Here is a 13,148-nt window from a genome sequence, read left to right as displayed (position 1 = left end):
CAAGGGACGTGCCTACTCCGGTGCGATCCACGGCAGTTCGGCCGACAGCTCCTGCCGCAGCCGCCTCTTGGGACGGGCACCGACCACCGACAGCACCGGACCGCCCTCCCGGAAGAGCATCAGGGTGGGCGTGGACAGCACGGCATACGCGGCCGGGATGGCCGGACTGTGGTCCACATCCAGCTGGACGATCTTCAGCCGGGCGCCCTCCTCCTCGGCCAGTTGCTCCAGCACCGGGGCGATCTGACGGCAGGGGCCGCACCACTCGGCGGTGAAGTCCACCAGCACCGGCCGCTGTTCGGCCAGCACCTCGGTGGCGAAGGTGGCGTCGGTGACGGATACGACAGATGTGACGGTCATGGGAGGGTGCCTTCCTCGGACGCGGACAGAGACGGAGACGGAGACAAAGACGGAGACGCAGACAGCGCGGGGGATGAGAACGGGAGCGCGCAGCGCGGGGCCGGTCCGCCGGGCAGTTCGGCCTCGGCCCGTACCAGCTGGGCGCCGACCTCGGCCCGGATCCGCTGCAAGTGCTCGATGCATTCGTCCAGTTCGGCCAGCTTGCGGCGGTAGACCGCCACCGAGGCCGGGCAGGAGTCGCCCGCCGGGTGGCCGGCACGCAGGCACTCCACAAACGGACGGGTGTCCTCCAGGCCGAAGCCGAAGTCCTGGAGGGTACGGATCTGCCGCAGCAGCCGCAGGTCCCGCTCGTCATAGCTGCGGTAGCCATTGGCATCGCGGCGGGCGGTCAGCAGCCCCAGCGACTCGTAGTGCCGCAGGGCACGCGTGCTCAGACCCGCCTGGCGGGCCAGTTCCCCGATGCGCATGGCGATGACGGTAAACCTTGCCGTCGGCGTCAAGGCCAGCCCCGCACCACAGCGCCCCCGCCACCACCTACGCTGCCCGGATGACGATCACCGACGACTTCCACGACCTGCTCCCCGCCACCCGCCGCGCGCTGACGCACCGGGTCGCCACCGCCCAGTCCGAGGGCCGCCTGCCCTCGCTGGCGGCCGCGGTGCTGCGGGACGGGCGGACGGTGTGGTCCGCCGGACGCGGCGAGGTGAACGGCCGTCCGCCCACCGGCGACACCCAGTACCGCATCGGCTCGCTCACCAAGACCCTGGTCGCCGTGCTGGTGCTGCGGCTGCGCGACGAGGGGCTGCTGGACCTGGACGACCCGCTGGGCAAGCACCTGGAGACCGCCGAGGGCGGCGAGGCGACGATCGTCCAACTGCTGGCGCACACTTCGGGCCTGGCGGCCGAGGCGCGCGGACCATGGTGGGAGCGCACGGACGGGGCACTGCGCCCGGAGGTGGCCGATCTGTTCGGCGAGCACCCCCAGCGCCATCCGGCGGGGCGTGTCCACCACTACTCCAACCCCGGCTACGCCCTGTTGGGCGCCCTGGTGGAAGAGCTGCGCGGCGCCCCCTGGCACCAGGTGCTGGACCAGGAGGTGCTCCGGCCGCTGGGCATGGCCCGTACCGGCTACGCGCCCCGGGCGCCGCACGCCGAGGGCTGGGCGGTGCACCCCTGGGCGGACGCGCTGCTGCCCGAACCGGCGGTGGACACCGGCCGGATGGCCCCGGCCGGGCAGCTGTGGTCCACCACCGAGGACCTGAGCCGGTTCGCGGCCTTCCTGCTGCACGGCGACGACCGGGTGCTGGGCGCCGCCACCCTGGCCGAGATGCGCACCCCGCTGGCCCCGCCGTCCGGGCCCGACGGGTCCGGTGGCTATGGCCTGGGCATCCAACTGCTGCGCCGGGACGGCAGATTGCTCTGCGGCCACACCGGCTCCATGCCGGGCTTCGCGGCCGTGCTGTGGACCAGCCCGCAGGACGGCCTGGCCGCCGTGCTGCTCTCCAACGCCACCTCGGGCCAGGTGGCCGGCCCCGGCGGGGACCTGCTGGAGACCGTGGCCCGGCTGGAACCCCGTATCCCCCGGCCCTGGCGCCCGGCCAAGGGCATCGATCCCGCGCTGCTGGAACTGACCGGCCCCTGGTACTGGGGCGCCCAGCCCATGGCGCTGCGGCTGCGCGCCGACGGGACGCTGGACCTGTCCCCGCTCGGCGGCGGTGGCCGGGCCGCCGCCTTCCGCCCCGAACCGGACGGCACCTTCACCGGCCTGGACGGCTACTACGCGGGCGAGACACTACGGGCGGTGCGCCAGGCCGACGGCACCCTCAGCCACCTGGACATCGGCACCTTTGTCTTTACCCGCCGGCCCTATGAGCCCGGCGAGGCGGTGCCCGGGGGAGTGGACGGACACGGCTGGCGCTGAGGGGCGGACGTAGGGTCGGGACGAGACCGGCCGGCGCCGCGAGGCGGCGCGACACACCTGGAAGGCACCGTGACCGCTGACACCGCACCCGACCTGCTCGGCCTGCCCCCGCTGAGCGCCGCGCACTTCGCCCGCATCGAGGACAAGATCGCCGCGCTGCTGCGCACCGAGGAGACCGTCATCGCCACCCAGGGCGAGGCGCTGCTGCCGCTGGAGGCATGCATCCGCTCGGCGGTACGCCCCGGCAGCACCGCGCTCAATGTGGTCACCGGGCCGTACGGCGAGACCTTCGGCGGCTGGCTGCGCTCCTGTGGCGCCGAAGTGGTCACGGTGGACGCCCCGTTCAGCGGCGCGGTGAGCGCCGAGCGGATCGCCGAGGCGCTGCGCGCCCACCCGGCCATCGACTTCGTCAGCCTGGTGCACGCGGAGGCGGCCACCGGCAACACCAACCCGGTGGCCGAGATCGGCGCGGTGGTGCGCGAGCACGGGGCGCTGCTGATGCTGGACGCGGTGGCCTCGGTGGCCGCCGAGCCGCTGCTCACCGACGCCTGGGGCGTGGACCTGTGTGTCATCGGCGCGCAGAAGGCGATGGGCGGACCGGCCGGCGTCTCCGCGGTCTCGGTCAGCGCCCGGGCCTGGGAGCGGATCGCCGCCAATGAGCGGGCGCCGCGCCGCTCCTATCTGTCCCTGCTGGACTGGAAGGAGCGCTGGATCGACGCGGGGCGCACCATGCTGCCGCACGCCCCCGCCCAGCTGGAGATGCTGGCCCTGGAGCAGGCCGTGGACCGGATCGGGGAACTGGGCCTGGACTCGGTCATCGCCCGCCACCGCGCCGCCCGGGACGCGGTACGGGCGGGGGTACGGGCGCTGGGCGCCCTGACCCCGTATGTGGTGCGGGACCAGGACGCCGCACCGGTGGCCACCACCCTGCGGGCGCCGGACGGACTGGACGCCCGGGAGGTGGTCCGGGCGGCGCTGGCCGCCGATGGCTCGGTGCCGGTGCAGGCGGCGGGCGGGGCGCTGGCCAAGGAGATGATCCGGGTCAACCACTACGGGCCGGCCGCGGCCCGCGATGTGGTGCTCGCCTCGGTGGCCGCGCTGGCCGAGGGGCTGCGGGCACTGGGCGTGGCGGAACACCCCGCCGAGGCGCTGGCGGCCGCGGAGACGGCCTGGGACAGCGCGACCATGGGCTGATCCGGGGGACGGCCTCCGGCCGGGCCGCGATCCGGTGCATCCGCACCGGGTCGCGGCCTTTTTCGTTGCCCACGCCGCCCACATATCGAAGGCGCCGTCCATGATCGCGTTCAGCGGCCCGGATAGAATCGGAATTCCTGACCCGGTTCACTCCCGATCCCCCTTCGAGGTCCCCGCCCATGGCCCGGAACGCCGGCTCCGCCTCCTCGGCCCTCTCGGTGGCCGTCCGCTCGGACGCCCGGCGCAACCGTGCGCTGGTGCTCGCCGCGGCCCGATCGGCCTTTGAGGAAGCCGGGTTGGCGGTGCCGCTGACCGAGATCGCCCGCCGGGCCGGGGTCGGCGCGGGCACCGTCTACCGTCATTTCCCGTCCAAGGAAGCCCTGTTCAGGGCGACGGTGGTGGACCGGGTCCGGCTTTTCACCGACACCGCAAGGGAGTTGGCCCACTCCGCCGACCCCGGACCGGTGTTCTTCCGGTATCTGTCCTCGGTGGTCCGGCTCTCCGCGCGCAACAAGGGCCTGTGCGACGCCCTGGAGGCATCCGCCAGGGGCCGGTTCGAGCCCTCGCCGGGCATTGAGCAGGACTTCCGGGAGGCCCTGTCGGTGCTGCTGGCACGGGCCCAACAGGCCGGTGCGGTACGGCGGGACGTCACCGTGGAGGATGTGCTGGCCCTGCTGCTGGGCTGTCTGTCGATGGAGCAGCGGCGCGGCCCGGACGGGGCGCCCGGGCGGATGACCACGCTGGCCTGCGACAGTCTCCGCCCGGGACGATCCATAACGAAACTGCCGCCGGTTCCGGGCAAACCCCGTAACGAAACCGGTTGTGCGGTGTGCGGGGGGCCGATCCCGCCGGCCCGTACCGGCCGTCCGGCCCGTTACTGCGGTGGCGCCTGCCGGCAGAAGGCGCACCGGGAGCGGGCCAGAGCTCGTAGCTGAGGGCCGGGGGCGGACCTCAGGCGGAGGCCGCCGCCGTGGCCGGTGCCAGGGATTCCACCGCGGCCACCAGCGGGGCCAGCTCCGGCCGCCGGGCGGCCTCCCGGAGCGCCTCGCGCAGAGCGGCGTCATTGGTGGGCCGGGCCTCGGCCAGCAGGGCGCGGCCGGCGGGGGTGACATCGGTGTAGATGCCCCGGCGGTCGGTGGTGCACAGGAACCGGGTCAACAGCCCGCGCTCCTCCAGCCGGTTGACCAGCCGGGTGGTGGCGCTCTGGCTGAGCACCACGGCCTCGGCGACCTCGTTCATCCGCAGATGGCCGCCCTCGCCGTCGTGCTGGCGGCTGAGGACGTCCAGGACCGAGAACTCGCGCACGCTCAGTCCGTGCCCGGCCTGCAGGGCCCGTTCGATATGGCCCTCGATCCGGCCGTGCAGGGCGGAGAGCGCGCACCAGCCCTGGGCGAGGCCGAGCAGGGCGGGGTCCGGAACGCGAGGCATGGCGGACATAGGGCGCCCCTCCTTCGACTTGTCGGGCGTACGGGCAGTCGCCCGCTCCCAGGGTAGACCTCCTCCGCAATAGCCCGCGCTTGCAAGTATCAGGCGTCTGCAATTATTGTGGACGCCGGTTAAGGCTGGACGCAATGAATCTGCGTTCCCCGGCCCGTTCTCCGCCGCACCCCGTCCCCCTGTCCGAAGGACCTCCCATGCCCCTTGCCCTGCTGGCGCTCGCCATCGGCGCCTTCGGTATCGGCACCACCGAGTTTGTGATCTCCGGCCTGCTGCCGGAGATCGCCGATGACTTCGGCGTCTCCATCCCCACCGCCGGCTTTCTGACCACCGGCTATGCGCTCGGTGTGGTGGCCGGGGCGCCGGTGCTGGCCATCCTGGGCGGCCGGATCGAGCGCAAGCGGATGCTGGCCGGCCTGATGGGCCTGTTCACGCTGGGCAACGCGCTGTCCGCGCTGGCCCCCACCTTCCCGGTGATGCTGGCCGGGCGGATCGTCGCCTCGCTGGCGCATGGCGCCTTCTTCGGCATCGGCTCCATCGTGGCCGCCGGACTGGTCCCGCCGCGCAAGAAGGCGGGCGCCATCGCCCTGATGTTCACCGGCCTGACCCTGTCCAGTGTGGTCGGTGTGCCCGCCTCCACCCTGATCGGCCAGCACCTGGGCTGGCGGATCACCTTCGGCCTGATAGCCGGGCTGGGCCTGCTGGCCGTGCTGGGCGTCCTCGCCCTGGTGCCCAGGCTGCCGCGCCCCGAACACAGCCCGCTGCGCGGGGAGTTGGCCGCGCTGCGCAAGCCACAGGTGCTGCTCGCCATGGCGATGACTGTGCTGGGCTTCGGCGGCGTGTTCACCATGAACACCTATGTCACCCCGATGATGACCAAGGTCACCGGCTATGGCCCGGCCTCGGTGACCTGGCTGCTGGCGCTGTTCGGGGTGGGCATGTTCGGTGGCAACCTGATCGGCGGCCGGTTCGCCGACCGGGCCCTGATGCCGATGCTGTGCACCGCGCTGGGCGGGCTGGCGCTGATGCTGGCCCTGATGCCGCTGGCCGCACAGCACAAGGTCACCGCGGCCATCGCCATCCCGCTGATCGGCGGCTTTGGCTTCGCCACCGTCCCGCCGCTGCAGAAGCGGGTGCTGGACCACACCGCCGACGCCCCCACCCTGGCCTCGGCGGCCAACATCGGCGCCTTCAACCTGGGCAACGCCATCGCCGCCTGGCTGGGCGGCCTGGTCATCGCGGCCGGCCTGGGCTACACCGCGCCCAACTGGGTCGGCGCCGCCATGGCGCTCTCCGCGCTGCTGCTGGCCCTTGTCTCGGCGGCCCTGGAGCGGCACACCGCCACCGCCGGCGGCGGCCGGGAGACCGTACGGCCGGTCGGCGCGGACCCGGTGGGCGCCGGCCGCTGAGCACGGCGCAGGCCGCGAAAACACAGGCGCACCCGGGAACCGGGTGCGCCTACGCTCGCCTTCATGAGCAGACTCCACTTGTTCGACCTCGACGGCACATTGATCCACAAGTCCGCGGCGGCGATCGAGATATCCCGGCGGCTGGGCACCGAGGCGGAGATCGCCGAGGTGGAACGGGCCTTTGCCGCCAAGCAGCTGACCCCGGCCGAGTTCGCGGCCCGGGCCTGTGCCCTGTGGGGCGAGCGGCTGACCGAGGCGGTGCTGGCCGCCACCTTCGAGGGCGCCCCCTGGCTGGGCGGCATCAAGGAGGTCTGGGCCCGGATCGCCGAGCGCGGCGAGCGGATCGCGGTGATCTCGCTGTCCCCGCACTTCTTTGTGGAACGCCTGCTGGACTGGGGCGCCCACTCCGCGCACGGCTCCCGCTGGCCCGAACTCCCGCTGCGGGAACCGATCGACCCGGCCGGCATCCTCGACGCCCGGGCCAAGGTGCGGATCGCCGACGAACTGTGCGCCCGCTATGGACTGGGCCGCGCCGACTGTGTCGCCTATGGAGACTCCATGTCCGACGCGGCCCTGTTCGCCGCCGTCCCGGTCGCGGTCGCGGTCAACGCCGACCACCATGTCCGCGACCTGGCCACCCACTGCTACGACGGTCCGGACCTGCGCGAGGCCTATGCGCTGACGGCGTCCTGAGGCCCGCGCCGGACGGTGGCCGCGCCACAACGGGCCCCGTCCGGCGGGGAGTTGCTCAGCCCAGGTCGTCCGCCAGCAGGGCCCGTACCCCCTCGACATTGCCGCTGAGGTACTGGCGCAGCGAGGGCGGCACCACCTCCACCGAGGCGATGCCCTCCCGGGTGAAGGGAATCCGGACCACCTCATAGGTCCCGCGCGGCTCGTCCACCTCCGGGCCATGCCGCAGCGAGAGGTCCATCGAGGCCAGCAGACAGACGAAGAAGTGCTGCACCTTGACCCCGTGCCGGTGCGGCACGGTGTCCACAAAGGCCGGCACCACATCCACCACCTTGGCGCCCAGCTCCTCGTCCACCTCCCGGTGCAGCGCGGCGACCACCGACTCGTCCGCCGGCTCCACGCCCCCGCCGGGGGTGATCCAGTACGGCGGCTCGCCGGGCTTGGTGCGTTTGATCAGGATCAGCTGGGGCTCGCCGGAGGCCGGATCCTCGGCCAGCAGGATGGCGCGGGCGGTGCGTTTGACCACCGGTCGTACGGTCATAAGCGACATCTGCCGCGGGGAACACCCGCCAAAACCCCCGTCTCACCAGGAGACCGCGGCGCGCAGCAGCCACTCATGTGCCCGGGCCAGATGGGGCAGGGCCAGCGTTCCGGCCCGCACCACCAGGAAGTAGGTGCGCAGCGGGGGCACCGGCGGGCTGAGCAGGGCCACCACCTCGCCGGTGTCCAGGGCCTCCGCGCACAGATAGCGGGGCAGCACCCCGATCCCGGCGCCGGCCGCCACACAGGACAGCACCGCGCGCAGATCGGGGACGATCACCGTGCCGGCGGCCACCGGCTTTGCGTCGAAGACGGCGGTCCAGTAGCGGGTGACAAACGGCAGGCTCTCATGCACCTCCACCACCGGCAGGTGCTCCAGTACCGCCACACCCTTGTCCCGCACCACCGCGGCCCCGCCCAGCCGGGCGGCATAGCGCGGGGCGCCGACCAGGACATGCTCCTCGTCGCACAGCGGGGTGGCGGTCAGCAGCCGCCCGCGCGGGCGCGAGGTGGTGATGGCCAGTTCATGGTGGCCGTCCGCCAGCCCTTCGAAGAGCTCCTCGGCCATGCCATGGGCGGTGCGCACCGTCAGCCCCTGGACGATCAGCGGGGCCAGCGCGGGCAGTGCGCGCAGCGCGGTGAACTCCGGCGGGCCGGCCAGGTGCAGGGTGCGGTGCGGCCACTGCTCGTCCAGGCCCGCCTCGGTGATCTCCTGGAGGGCGTCCACATGCGGCGCCACCTTGTGGGCCAGCTCGTCGCCGAGGGTGGTGGGCACCACTCCACGGGCCTTGCGCAGGAACAGCGGGTGGCCCAGCCGGCGCTCCAGGGTCCTTATCTGGCCGGTGACCGCGGGCTGGGAGAGCCCCAGCAGGGCGGCGGCGCGGGTGAAGGAGCCTGCCCGGTGGACCGTGACAAAGGTGCGCAACAGGGTCAGATCCATGCAGCCTCCCCGGCTAGCCCAGCACCGACCGTAGAGAACTATAAATAAGTCGATAGGGCTGTGTCGCCAGGGTGATTGGACACTGACGCTGAGTCAACTAGCCTGATTCGGGCGGAACTTCTCCGTCGGAACCGCTTCGGTGCGGTTCGCGCGGAGATCCCGGGCGGCTCGAGCCAAGAGGGGGGAGGCTCGAGCCGCCCTTTCCTCTGTCCGCTCCCGCTGTCCGCACCCCGGTGTGCTCCTTCGGTGTCGCCCATGGCGGGCGCGTGGCAGTCTGGGGCGCATGGATGAGCACCCATGGAGCTCGCCGGCGCTGCCGGGTGAGCCGCCCTACTACACCACGGACACCTGCGCCGGCTGCGGGGCGATCGTCCACGGCATCCACGGCCGGTGGACCTGTGCCGCCTGTGGCAGCTGCAGTCCGTACCAGGAGCCCCCGGACGGCTGGGCCACCGAGATCACCCCGGAGGAGCTGGCCACCAATACGGTGGGCTACGACGGTCCGCCGGCCCGCTGAACTCTCCTCGGGGTCCGGTCGGTTGACCGGGCCGGCCGGTCAAGTGGCCTGTGCAACAGTCCGGTTGGTCAGTCGTTGTCGTCCGGCAGGATCACATGCATCGCCCAGGCCACCACCGAGACGATCACGCCGCCGACCAGTGCCGAGGCAAAGCCGTCCACATGGAAGGCCAGGTCGAGCCGGCCCGCCAGATAGCTGGTGAGCAGCAGCATCAGGGCGTTGATCACCAGGGTGATCAGTCCCAGGGTGAGGATGAACAGCGGGAAGGACAGGAACTTCACCACCGGCTTGACCAGGAAGTTCACCAGGCCGAAGAGGAGTGCCACCAGCAGCAGGGAGACCGCCTTCTTCACGGTGGTCGCGCCGCCCAGGCTGATGCCCTTGAGCAGCCAGATGGCGGCGGCCAGGGCCGCGGCGTTGGCGATCGTCTTTACTGCGAAATTCTTCATACATGAGATCGTGGCAGACGGGTCCGACAGGCGACATAAGTGCGGTCGGAGGCGAGCGGAGCGCGCGGGGGCCCGCGCGGAGAGGATGACGGCGCATGAAGGCGTTCCGGCTGGACGAGCTGGAGGCGGAGCGGGCCGCCAACAACGGGGCGTATCTGCAGTTCCTGCGGGAGCGCACTATGTCGGTCGGGCTCTATGCCCTGGACGCGGGCAGCCCGGACCCCCAGGGGCCGCACCAACAGGACGAGGTCTACCTGGTGATGAGCGGCCGGGCGTCGATCACCGTGGGCACCGAGACCACCGAAGTGGGGCGGGGCAGCGTGGTGTACGTACCGGCCGGGCAGCCGCACCGTTTCCACCACATCAGCGAGGACCTCAGGGTTTTGGTGGTCTTCTCTCCCCCTGAGAGCTGACGGCCGTCCCCGGCATCCCGTAGGGGTCCGCTCAGGGGTCTACGGGGGCCGCGAGGCCCCCGCCGGACCCCTTCGCCGCCCTAGCATCGAAAGCAGACCGGAGCGGCTTCCCGTTCCGGGGTCATCAACGACGCGTGGAGAGCAGGGGACGACATGACGGAGAAGGGGATACTCGCGGGGCTGCCCTGGTGGGTCAAGTGGATCGCGCTGCCGATCCTGGTGGTTGTGGTGTGCGGCTCGCTGATCATGAGCGTGCTGGGCTTCCTGATCAGCCTGGTCTTCAAGGCCCTGCTGCTGGTGGCGCTGATCGGCGGCCTGGTCTTCGTCTTCAAGAAGTTCACTTCCTCCTCGTCCTCCAAGGGCGACTGGTAAGCGCGTCGTGCCCGCGGGGCACCGTGGGGCGTAGGGCCCGCGCCGAACTCGGCGCGGGCCCTACGCACTCCAGCACTCCGGTGGTTCGGTGTCTTTGTCGCTTCAGCGCCTTTCGTCGACTGTGCCCGCTGATTTAAGTCCTCGGTGGAATTCGGGGGGTTCGTCAACTCAGCGCGGTAATGCCCGGGGTGTACTTTTTCCGTCAGCGGCCACCGCTCTTTCACCCCGGCACCGCGTGTGCGAGCGGGCGGCTTGTGTCATCTGCCCGTCCTGTCCATCTCGCCACGATTCCAACCTGTTTGCCTGTGACAGGAGTGGGTCTTCGGTGCTGCCTGCTGTCCGTGTTTCGCCCGCACGTCCGCAGGTTGGCCGTCCGGATTGCCAGCAGCCCTGTGATGACTGCCACTTTGGCCAGTTCCTCGTGGTTGCCCGGGACCGATTCCGCCGGGAACGACTCCGCCCCGTAGTCGAGTCGCTACGCTCCAGAGTCGGAGAGCTCGTAAGCTCCCTCTCGGTCTCTATCGGTAACTGAAAAATCACTCCTTGTGGTCCGAGCCACGTTGTTGTCAGACTATGGCGTCATTAGCGGGTCATGAGGATCCAATCCCGGCCAAACCGACGAAGACGGGGCATTGGGCGATGCGCGACACAGTTCAGGCAGAAGTGATCATGACGTTCCTCGTCTCCGAGGAGCTGTCCTTCCGTATCCCGGTGGAGCTGGGCTACGACAGCAGCGACCCCTATGCGGTGAAGTTCACCTTCCACCTCCCCGGGGACGCCCCGGTGACCTGGGCGTTCGCAAGGGAGTTGCTGCTGGACGGGCTGAGCCAGCCGTCCGGCGAGGGCGATGTGCATATCGCCCCCGCCTCCGCGCAGCATCTGTCGGACGTCTTCATCCGGCTGCAAGTGGGCGGCGAGGGTGCCCTGTTCCGGGCCGGTGCGGCCCCCCTGGTGGCCTTCCTGGACCGCACCGACCGCGTCGCCCCGCTGGGCGAGGAGCACTCGGTCGCCGACTTCGACTACGAGCTGGCCGCCGCCCTGGACAGCATCCTGGCCGGCAACCCCGAAGGGCAGAACGCGGGTTAGCCCGCGCCCCGTCAGGGGGCGCGGGCCGGGTTCCTCCGCGGCTGTGCCGCGTGGGCGCGACCCCACACGGTCCGCACCCGCCGGACACGGCCTAACCCTCCCGCGCGGCACCGCCCTCCACGGCGGGCTCCGCCTCGATCGGCACCCGCTCGGTACGCGGGGCCGCACCCCGCTGCCCGGCCGCCCCGGACTCCTCCGCCACCGCGGTGTGTGCCGGGGGGACGAGCCCGTCCACCACCGAAGCCCCGGCCTCCTCGGCCGAGCCCCCGGCACCCCGGGCGCCGACGAGCGCCGAACCCGCTCCGTTCCCCGTACCCGGTCCGCCGCTCGGGCCCATGGACGCCAGCAGTTGGCGGGCCAGCCCCAGCCCCGTACCCCCCATGGTCAGCGCCTTCGCCAGCAGCTCGGACACCCCGTCCGCGCCATTGAGCAGCACCATATGGTCGACACTGCCAAACGCTTCGGCCCCGGCCCGGACGATCTCCGGCCAGTTCTCGGCCAGTTGCTGGGCCACCACCGCTTCCTGGTTCTCCGCCAGCGCCAGCGCCCGGGCCTTGATGGCCTCGGCCTCCGCCAGACCCTTGGCCCGGGCCGCCTCGGCGGCCGCCAGACCCTGCGCCCGCGCCGCCGCGGCCTCGGCCTCACCGGTGGCCCGGGTGGCCTCGGCGGCCGCCGTGCCGCGCGCCTTGGTGGCCTCCGCCTCGGCGGCCGCCGCCGCCTTCACCCGGGTCGCCTCGGCGGCGGCCGCCAGCTCGGTCTCCCGGGCGTTGGCCTGGGCGGCCGAGATCCGGGCGTCCCGCTCGGCCTCGGCCAGCGTCCGCTTCTCATAGGCCGCCGCGTCGGCCGGCTTGCGCACCTCCGCCTGCAGCTGCTGCTCCTTGCGGTGCGCCGCCAGCTCCGCCACCCGGGTCTCCTGGACCACCACCTCCTGGCGGGCCGCCGCCTCCGCCAGCGGCCCGGCCTGCCGGGCCTTGGCCGCCGCGCTGTCCCGCTCGGCCTGGTAACCGGCCTGGAGGATCTCGCTGTCCCGCTTGGCCTGGGCCATCCGGGCCGCCGCCTGCTGCTCCGCCTCGGTGGCCAGCCGGTCCGCCTCCGCCTGCGCGATCCGGGCATCCCGCTGCACCGCCGCCGCATGCGGCGCGGAAAGGTTCTTGATGTAGCCGGTGGGGTCCTGGATCTCATGGATCTGCAGCGAGTCGATGATCAGGCCCAGCTTCTCCATCTCGGTGCCGGAGGCCGCCCGGGTCTCCCCGGTCAGCCGCTCCCGGTCCCGGATCATGTCCTCCACGGTGAGACCGCCGACGATGGACCGCAGATGACCGGCGAAGACGTTGTGCACCCGGTCGGCCATCACCTTCTGCTGGTCCAGGAAGCGGCGGGCGGCATTGGCGATCGACACCAGATCGTCGCCGACCTTGAATATCACCACGCCATGGACCTTCAGCGGAATGCCCTGCTTTGTCACGCAATCCACATGGAGATCCGCCTCGTTGAGGTCCAGCGACAGCTTGCGCACCGCCTGTACCCCGGGCAGCACCAGGGTGCCGCGACCGGTGACGATCCGGAAGCCCATGCCCTCGCCCAGGCCCTCGGTGCGGTGCTTGGAACCGGAGATGACCAGCGCCTCATTGGGCTCCGCCACCCGCCACATCAGCTTGAACAGGCCGATCAGCACCGCGGCCGCGACGACCACGACCCCCGCGATGACTCCGATGAACACGGTTGAACCCCCCTCTGCCATACGCCCTTGACGCCCTTGGCGCCGTTTGCCCAGGGCTTGGTGTTGATCAATTGCCGCCGGGCCAACGGGGCATGGGCCG

The 13,148-nt window shown here is 71.8% G+C and carries 16 protein-coding genes; 9 read left to right on the top strand and 7 right to left on the bottom strand.

Annotation, left to right across the window (positions count from 1 at the left end; all coding sequences use genetic code 11):
* Positions 1-12: 12 nt before the first annotated feature.
* Together trxA and ACIHFE_RS15055 are read right to left on the bottom strand one after the other, a co-directional pair.
* Positions 13-360, bottom strand: a complete 348-nt coding sequence (gene trxA, locus ACIHFE_RS15060) for a thioredoxin (protein WP_400106490.1) — start codon at positions 358-360, stop codon at positions 13-15.
* The gene (locus ACIHFE_RS15055; protein ID WP_400106488.1) at positions 357-827 is read right to left on the bottom strand and encodes a MerR family transcriptional regulator; all 471 of its coding nucleotides are present in this window, start codon (positions 825-827) and stop codon (positions 357-359) included. Before ACIHFE_RS15055 ends, trxA begins: the two co-directional genes overlap by 4 nt.
* An 80-nt stretch (positions 828-907) precedes the next feature.
* Between ACIHFE_RS15055 and ACIHFE_RS15050 the strand changes: the two genes are divergently transcribed.
* The 3 genes from ACIHFE_RS15050 (at position 908) to ACIHFE_RS15040 (ending at position 4,410) form a co-directional block, all read left to right on the top strand.
* Positions 908-2,281, top strand: a complete 1,374-nt coding sequence (locus ACIHFE_RS15050) for a serine hydrolase domain-containing protein (RefSeq protein ID WP_400106486.1) — start codon at positions 908-910, stop codon at positions 2,279-2,281.
* A 69-nt stretch (positions 2,282-2,350) separates the two neighbouring features.
* Complete coding sequence (locus ACIHFE_RS15045) at positions 2,351-3,475, top strand: pyridoxal-phosphate-dependent aminotransferase family protein (RefSeq protein ID WP_400106484.1); 1,125 nt, start codon at positions 2,351-2,353, stop codon at positions 3,473-3,475.
* A gap of 179 nt (positions 3,476-3,654) precedes the next feature.
* Positions 3,655-4,410, top strand: a complete 756-nt coding sequence (locus ACIHFE_RS15040; protein WP_400106482.1) for a TetR/AcrR family transcriptional regulator — start codon at positions 3,655-3,657, stop codon at positions 4,408-4,410.
* Between the two features lie 16 nt (positions 4,411-4,426).
* Here the strand turns inward: ACIHFE_RS15040 and ACIHFE_RS15035 are convergent, their stop codons facing one another.
* Positions 4,427-4,903: a MarR family winged helix-turn-helix transcriptional regulator gene (locus ACIHFE_RS15035; RefSeq protein ID WP_400107013.1), complete on the bottom strand. Its 477-nt coding sequence runs from the start codon at positions 4,901-4,903 to the stop codon at positions 4,427-4,429.
* Positions 4,904-5,109: 206 nt separating this feature from the next.
* Here ACIHFE_RS15035 and ACIHFE_RS15030 point away from each other — a divergent pair, with 206 nt between their 5' ends.
* A complete protein-coding gene (locus ACIHFE_RS15030; RefSeq protein ID WP_400106481.1) occupies positions 5,110-6,321 on the top strand; it encodes an MFS transporter in 1,212 nt (403 codons plus the stop codon).
* 63 nt (positions 6,322-6,384) lie between these two features.
* Positions 6,385-7,014: an HAD family hydrolase gene (locus ACIHFE_RS15025; RefSeq protein ID WP_400106479.1), complete on the top strand. Its 630-nt coding sequence runs from the start codon at positions 6,385-6,387 to the stop codon at positions 7,012-7,014.
* 55 nt (positions 7,015-7,069) lie between these two features.
* On the opposite strand, the gene ACIHFE_RS15020 is transcribed toward ACIHFE_RS15025, so the two are convergent.
* Positions 7,070-7,552, bottom strand: a complete 483-nt coding sequence (locus ACIHFE_RS15020; protein ID WP_400106477.1) for an NUDIX domain-containing protein — start codon at positions 7,550-7,552, stop codon at positions 7,070-7,072.
* Between the two features lie 42 nt (positions 7,553-7,594).
* Positions 7,595-8,491 carry a LysR family transcriptional regulator gene (locus ACIHFE_RS15015; protein ID WP_400106475.1) on the bottom strand — a complete coding sequence of 299 codons (897 nt, stop codon included), beginning with the start codon at positions 8,489-8,491 and terminating at the stop codon, positions 7,595-7,597.
* A gap of 283 nt (positions 8,492-8,774) precedes the next feature.
* Between ACIHFE_RS15015 and ACIHFE_RS15010 the strand changes: the two genes are divergently transcribed.
* On the top strand, positions 8,775-9,008 hold the full coding sequence (locus ACIHFE_RS15010; RefSeq protein ID WP_400106473.1) for a hypothetical protein: 234 nt from the start codon (positions 8,775-8,777) through the stop codon (positions 9,006-9,008).
* Positions 9,009-9,076: 68 nt separating this feature from the next.
* Here ACIHFE_RS15010 and ACIHFE_RS15005 read toward each other — a convergent pair whose 3' ends face one another.
* Positions 9,077-9,457: a phage holin family protein gene (locus ACIHFE_RS15005; protein WP_400106471.1), complete on the bottom strand. Its 381-nt coding sequence runs from the start codon at positions 9,455-9,457 to the stop codon at positions 9,077-9,079.
* 95 nt (positions 9,458-9,552) lie between these two features.
* Here ACIHFE_RS15005 and ACIHFE_RS15000 point away from each other — a divergent pair, with 95 nt between their 5' ends.
* From ACIHFE_RS15000 to ACIHFE_RS14990, 3 genes are all read left to right on the top strand, one after another.
* Entirely contained in the window at positions 9,553-9,870 is a 318-nt protein-coding gene (locus ACIHFE_RS15000; RefSeq protein WP_400106469.1) for a cupin domain-containing protein, read from the top strand.
* A 153-nt stretch (positions 9,871-10,023) separates the two neighbouring features.
* Entirely contained in the window at positions 10,024-10,242 is a 219-nt protein-coding gene (locus tag ACIHFE_RS14995; RefSeq protein WP_400106467.1) for a DUF5326 family protein, read from the top strand.
* A 639-nt stretch (positions 10,243-10,881) separates the two neighbouring features.
* Complete coding sequence (locus ACIHFE_RS14990; protein WP_109282317.1) at positions 10,882-11,328, top strand: SsgA family sporulation/cell division regulator; 447 nt, start codon at positions 10,882-10,884, stop codon at positions 11,326-11,328.
* A 91-nt stretch (positions 11,329-11,419) separates the two neighbouring features.
* Here ACIHFE_RS14990 and ACIHFE_RS14985 read toward each other — a convergent pair whose 3' ends face one another.
* The gene (locus ACIHFE_RS14985; RefSeq protein ID WP_400106464.1) at positions 11,420-13,048 is read right to left on the bottom strand and encodes an SPFH domain-containing protein; all 1,629 of its coding nucleotides are present in this window, start codon (positions 13,046-13,048) and stop codon (positions 11,420-11,422) included.
* Positions 13,049-13,148: the final 100 nt, after the last annotated feature.

It is taken from the genome of Streptomyces sp. NPDC052396, assembly GCF_044593195.1.
Taxonomy (GTDB): domain Bacteria; phylum Actinomycetota; class Actinomycetes; order Streptomycetales; family Streptomycetaceae; genus Streptomyces.
Note: the sequence above shows the minus strand (reverse complement) of the source record. Positions and strands in the feature narration are given on the sequence as shown.

Bases quoted from the DNA above. Each gene is read 5' to 3' on its own strand.
- trxA (WP_400106490.1), bottom strand. From the start codon at position 360: ATGACCGTCACATCTGTCGTATCCGTCACCGACGCCACCTTCGCCACC.
- ACIHFE_RS15055 (WP_400106488.1), bottom strand. From the start codon at position 827: ATGCGCATCGGGGAACTGGCCCGCCAGGCGGGTCTGAGCACGCGTGCC.
- ACIHFE_RS15050 (WP_400106486.1), top strand. From the start codon at position 908: ATGACGATCACCGACGACTTCCACGACCTGCTCCCCGCCACCCGCCGC.
- ACIHFE_RS15040 (WP_400106482.1), top strand. From the start codon at position 3,655: ATGGCCCGGAACGCCGGCTCCGCCTCCTCGGCCCTCTCGGTGGCCGTC.
- ACIHFE_RS15035 (WP_400107013.1), bottom strand. From the start codon at position 4,903: ATGCCTCGCGTTCCGGACCCCGCCCTGCTCGGCCTCGCCCAGGGCTGG.
- ACIHFE_RS15030 (WP_400106481.1), top strand. From the start codon at position 5,110: ATGCCCCTTGCCCTGCTGGCGCTCGCCATCGGCGCCTTCGGTATCGGC.
- ACIHFE_RS15025 (WP_400106479.1), top strand. From the start codon at position 6,385: ATGAGCAGACTCCACTTGTTCGACCTCGACGGCACATTGATCCACAAG.
- ACIHFE_RS15020 (WP_400106477.1), bottom strand. From the start codon at position 7,552: ATGACCGTACGACCGGTGGTCAAACGCACCGCCCGCGCCATCCTGCTG.
- ACIHFE_RS15015 (WP_400106475.1), bottom strand. From the start codon at position 8,491: ATGGATCTGACCCTGTTGCGCACCTTTGTCACGGTCCACCGGGCAGGC.
- ACIHFE_RS15010 (WP_400106473.1), top strand. From the start codon at position 8,775: ATGGATGAGCACCCATGGAGCTCGCCGGCGCTGCCGGGTGAGCCGCCC.
- ACIHFE_RS15005 (WP_400106471.1), bottom strand. From the start codon at position 9,457: ATGAAGAATTTCGCAGTAAAGACGATCGCCAACGCCGCGGCCCTGGCC.
- ACIHFE_RS15000 (WP_400106469.1), top strand. From the start codon at position 9,553: ATGAAGGCGTTCCGGCTGGACGAGCTGGAGGCGGAGCGGGCCGCCAAC.
- ACIHFE_RS14995 (WP_400106467.1), top strand. From the start codon at position 10,024: ATGACGGAGAAGGGGATACTCGCGGGGCTGCCCTGGTGGGTCAAGTGG.
- ACIHFE_RS14990 (WP_109282317.1), top strand. From the start codon at position 10,882: ATGCGCGACACAGTTCAGGCAGAAGTGATCATGACGTTCCTCGTCTCC.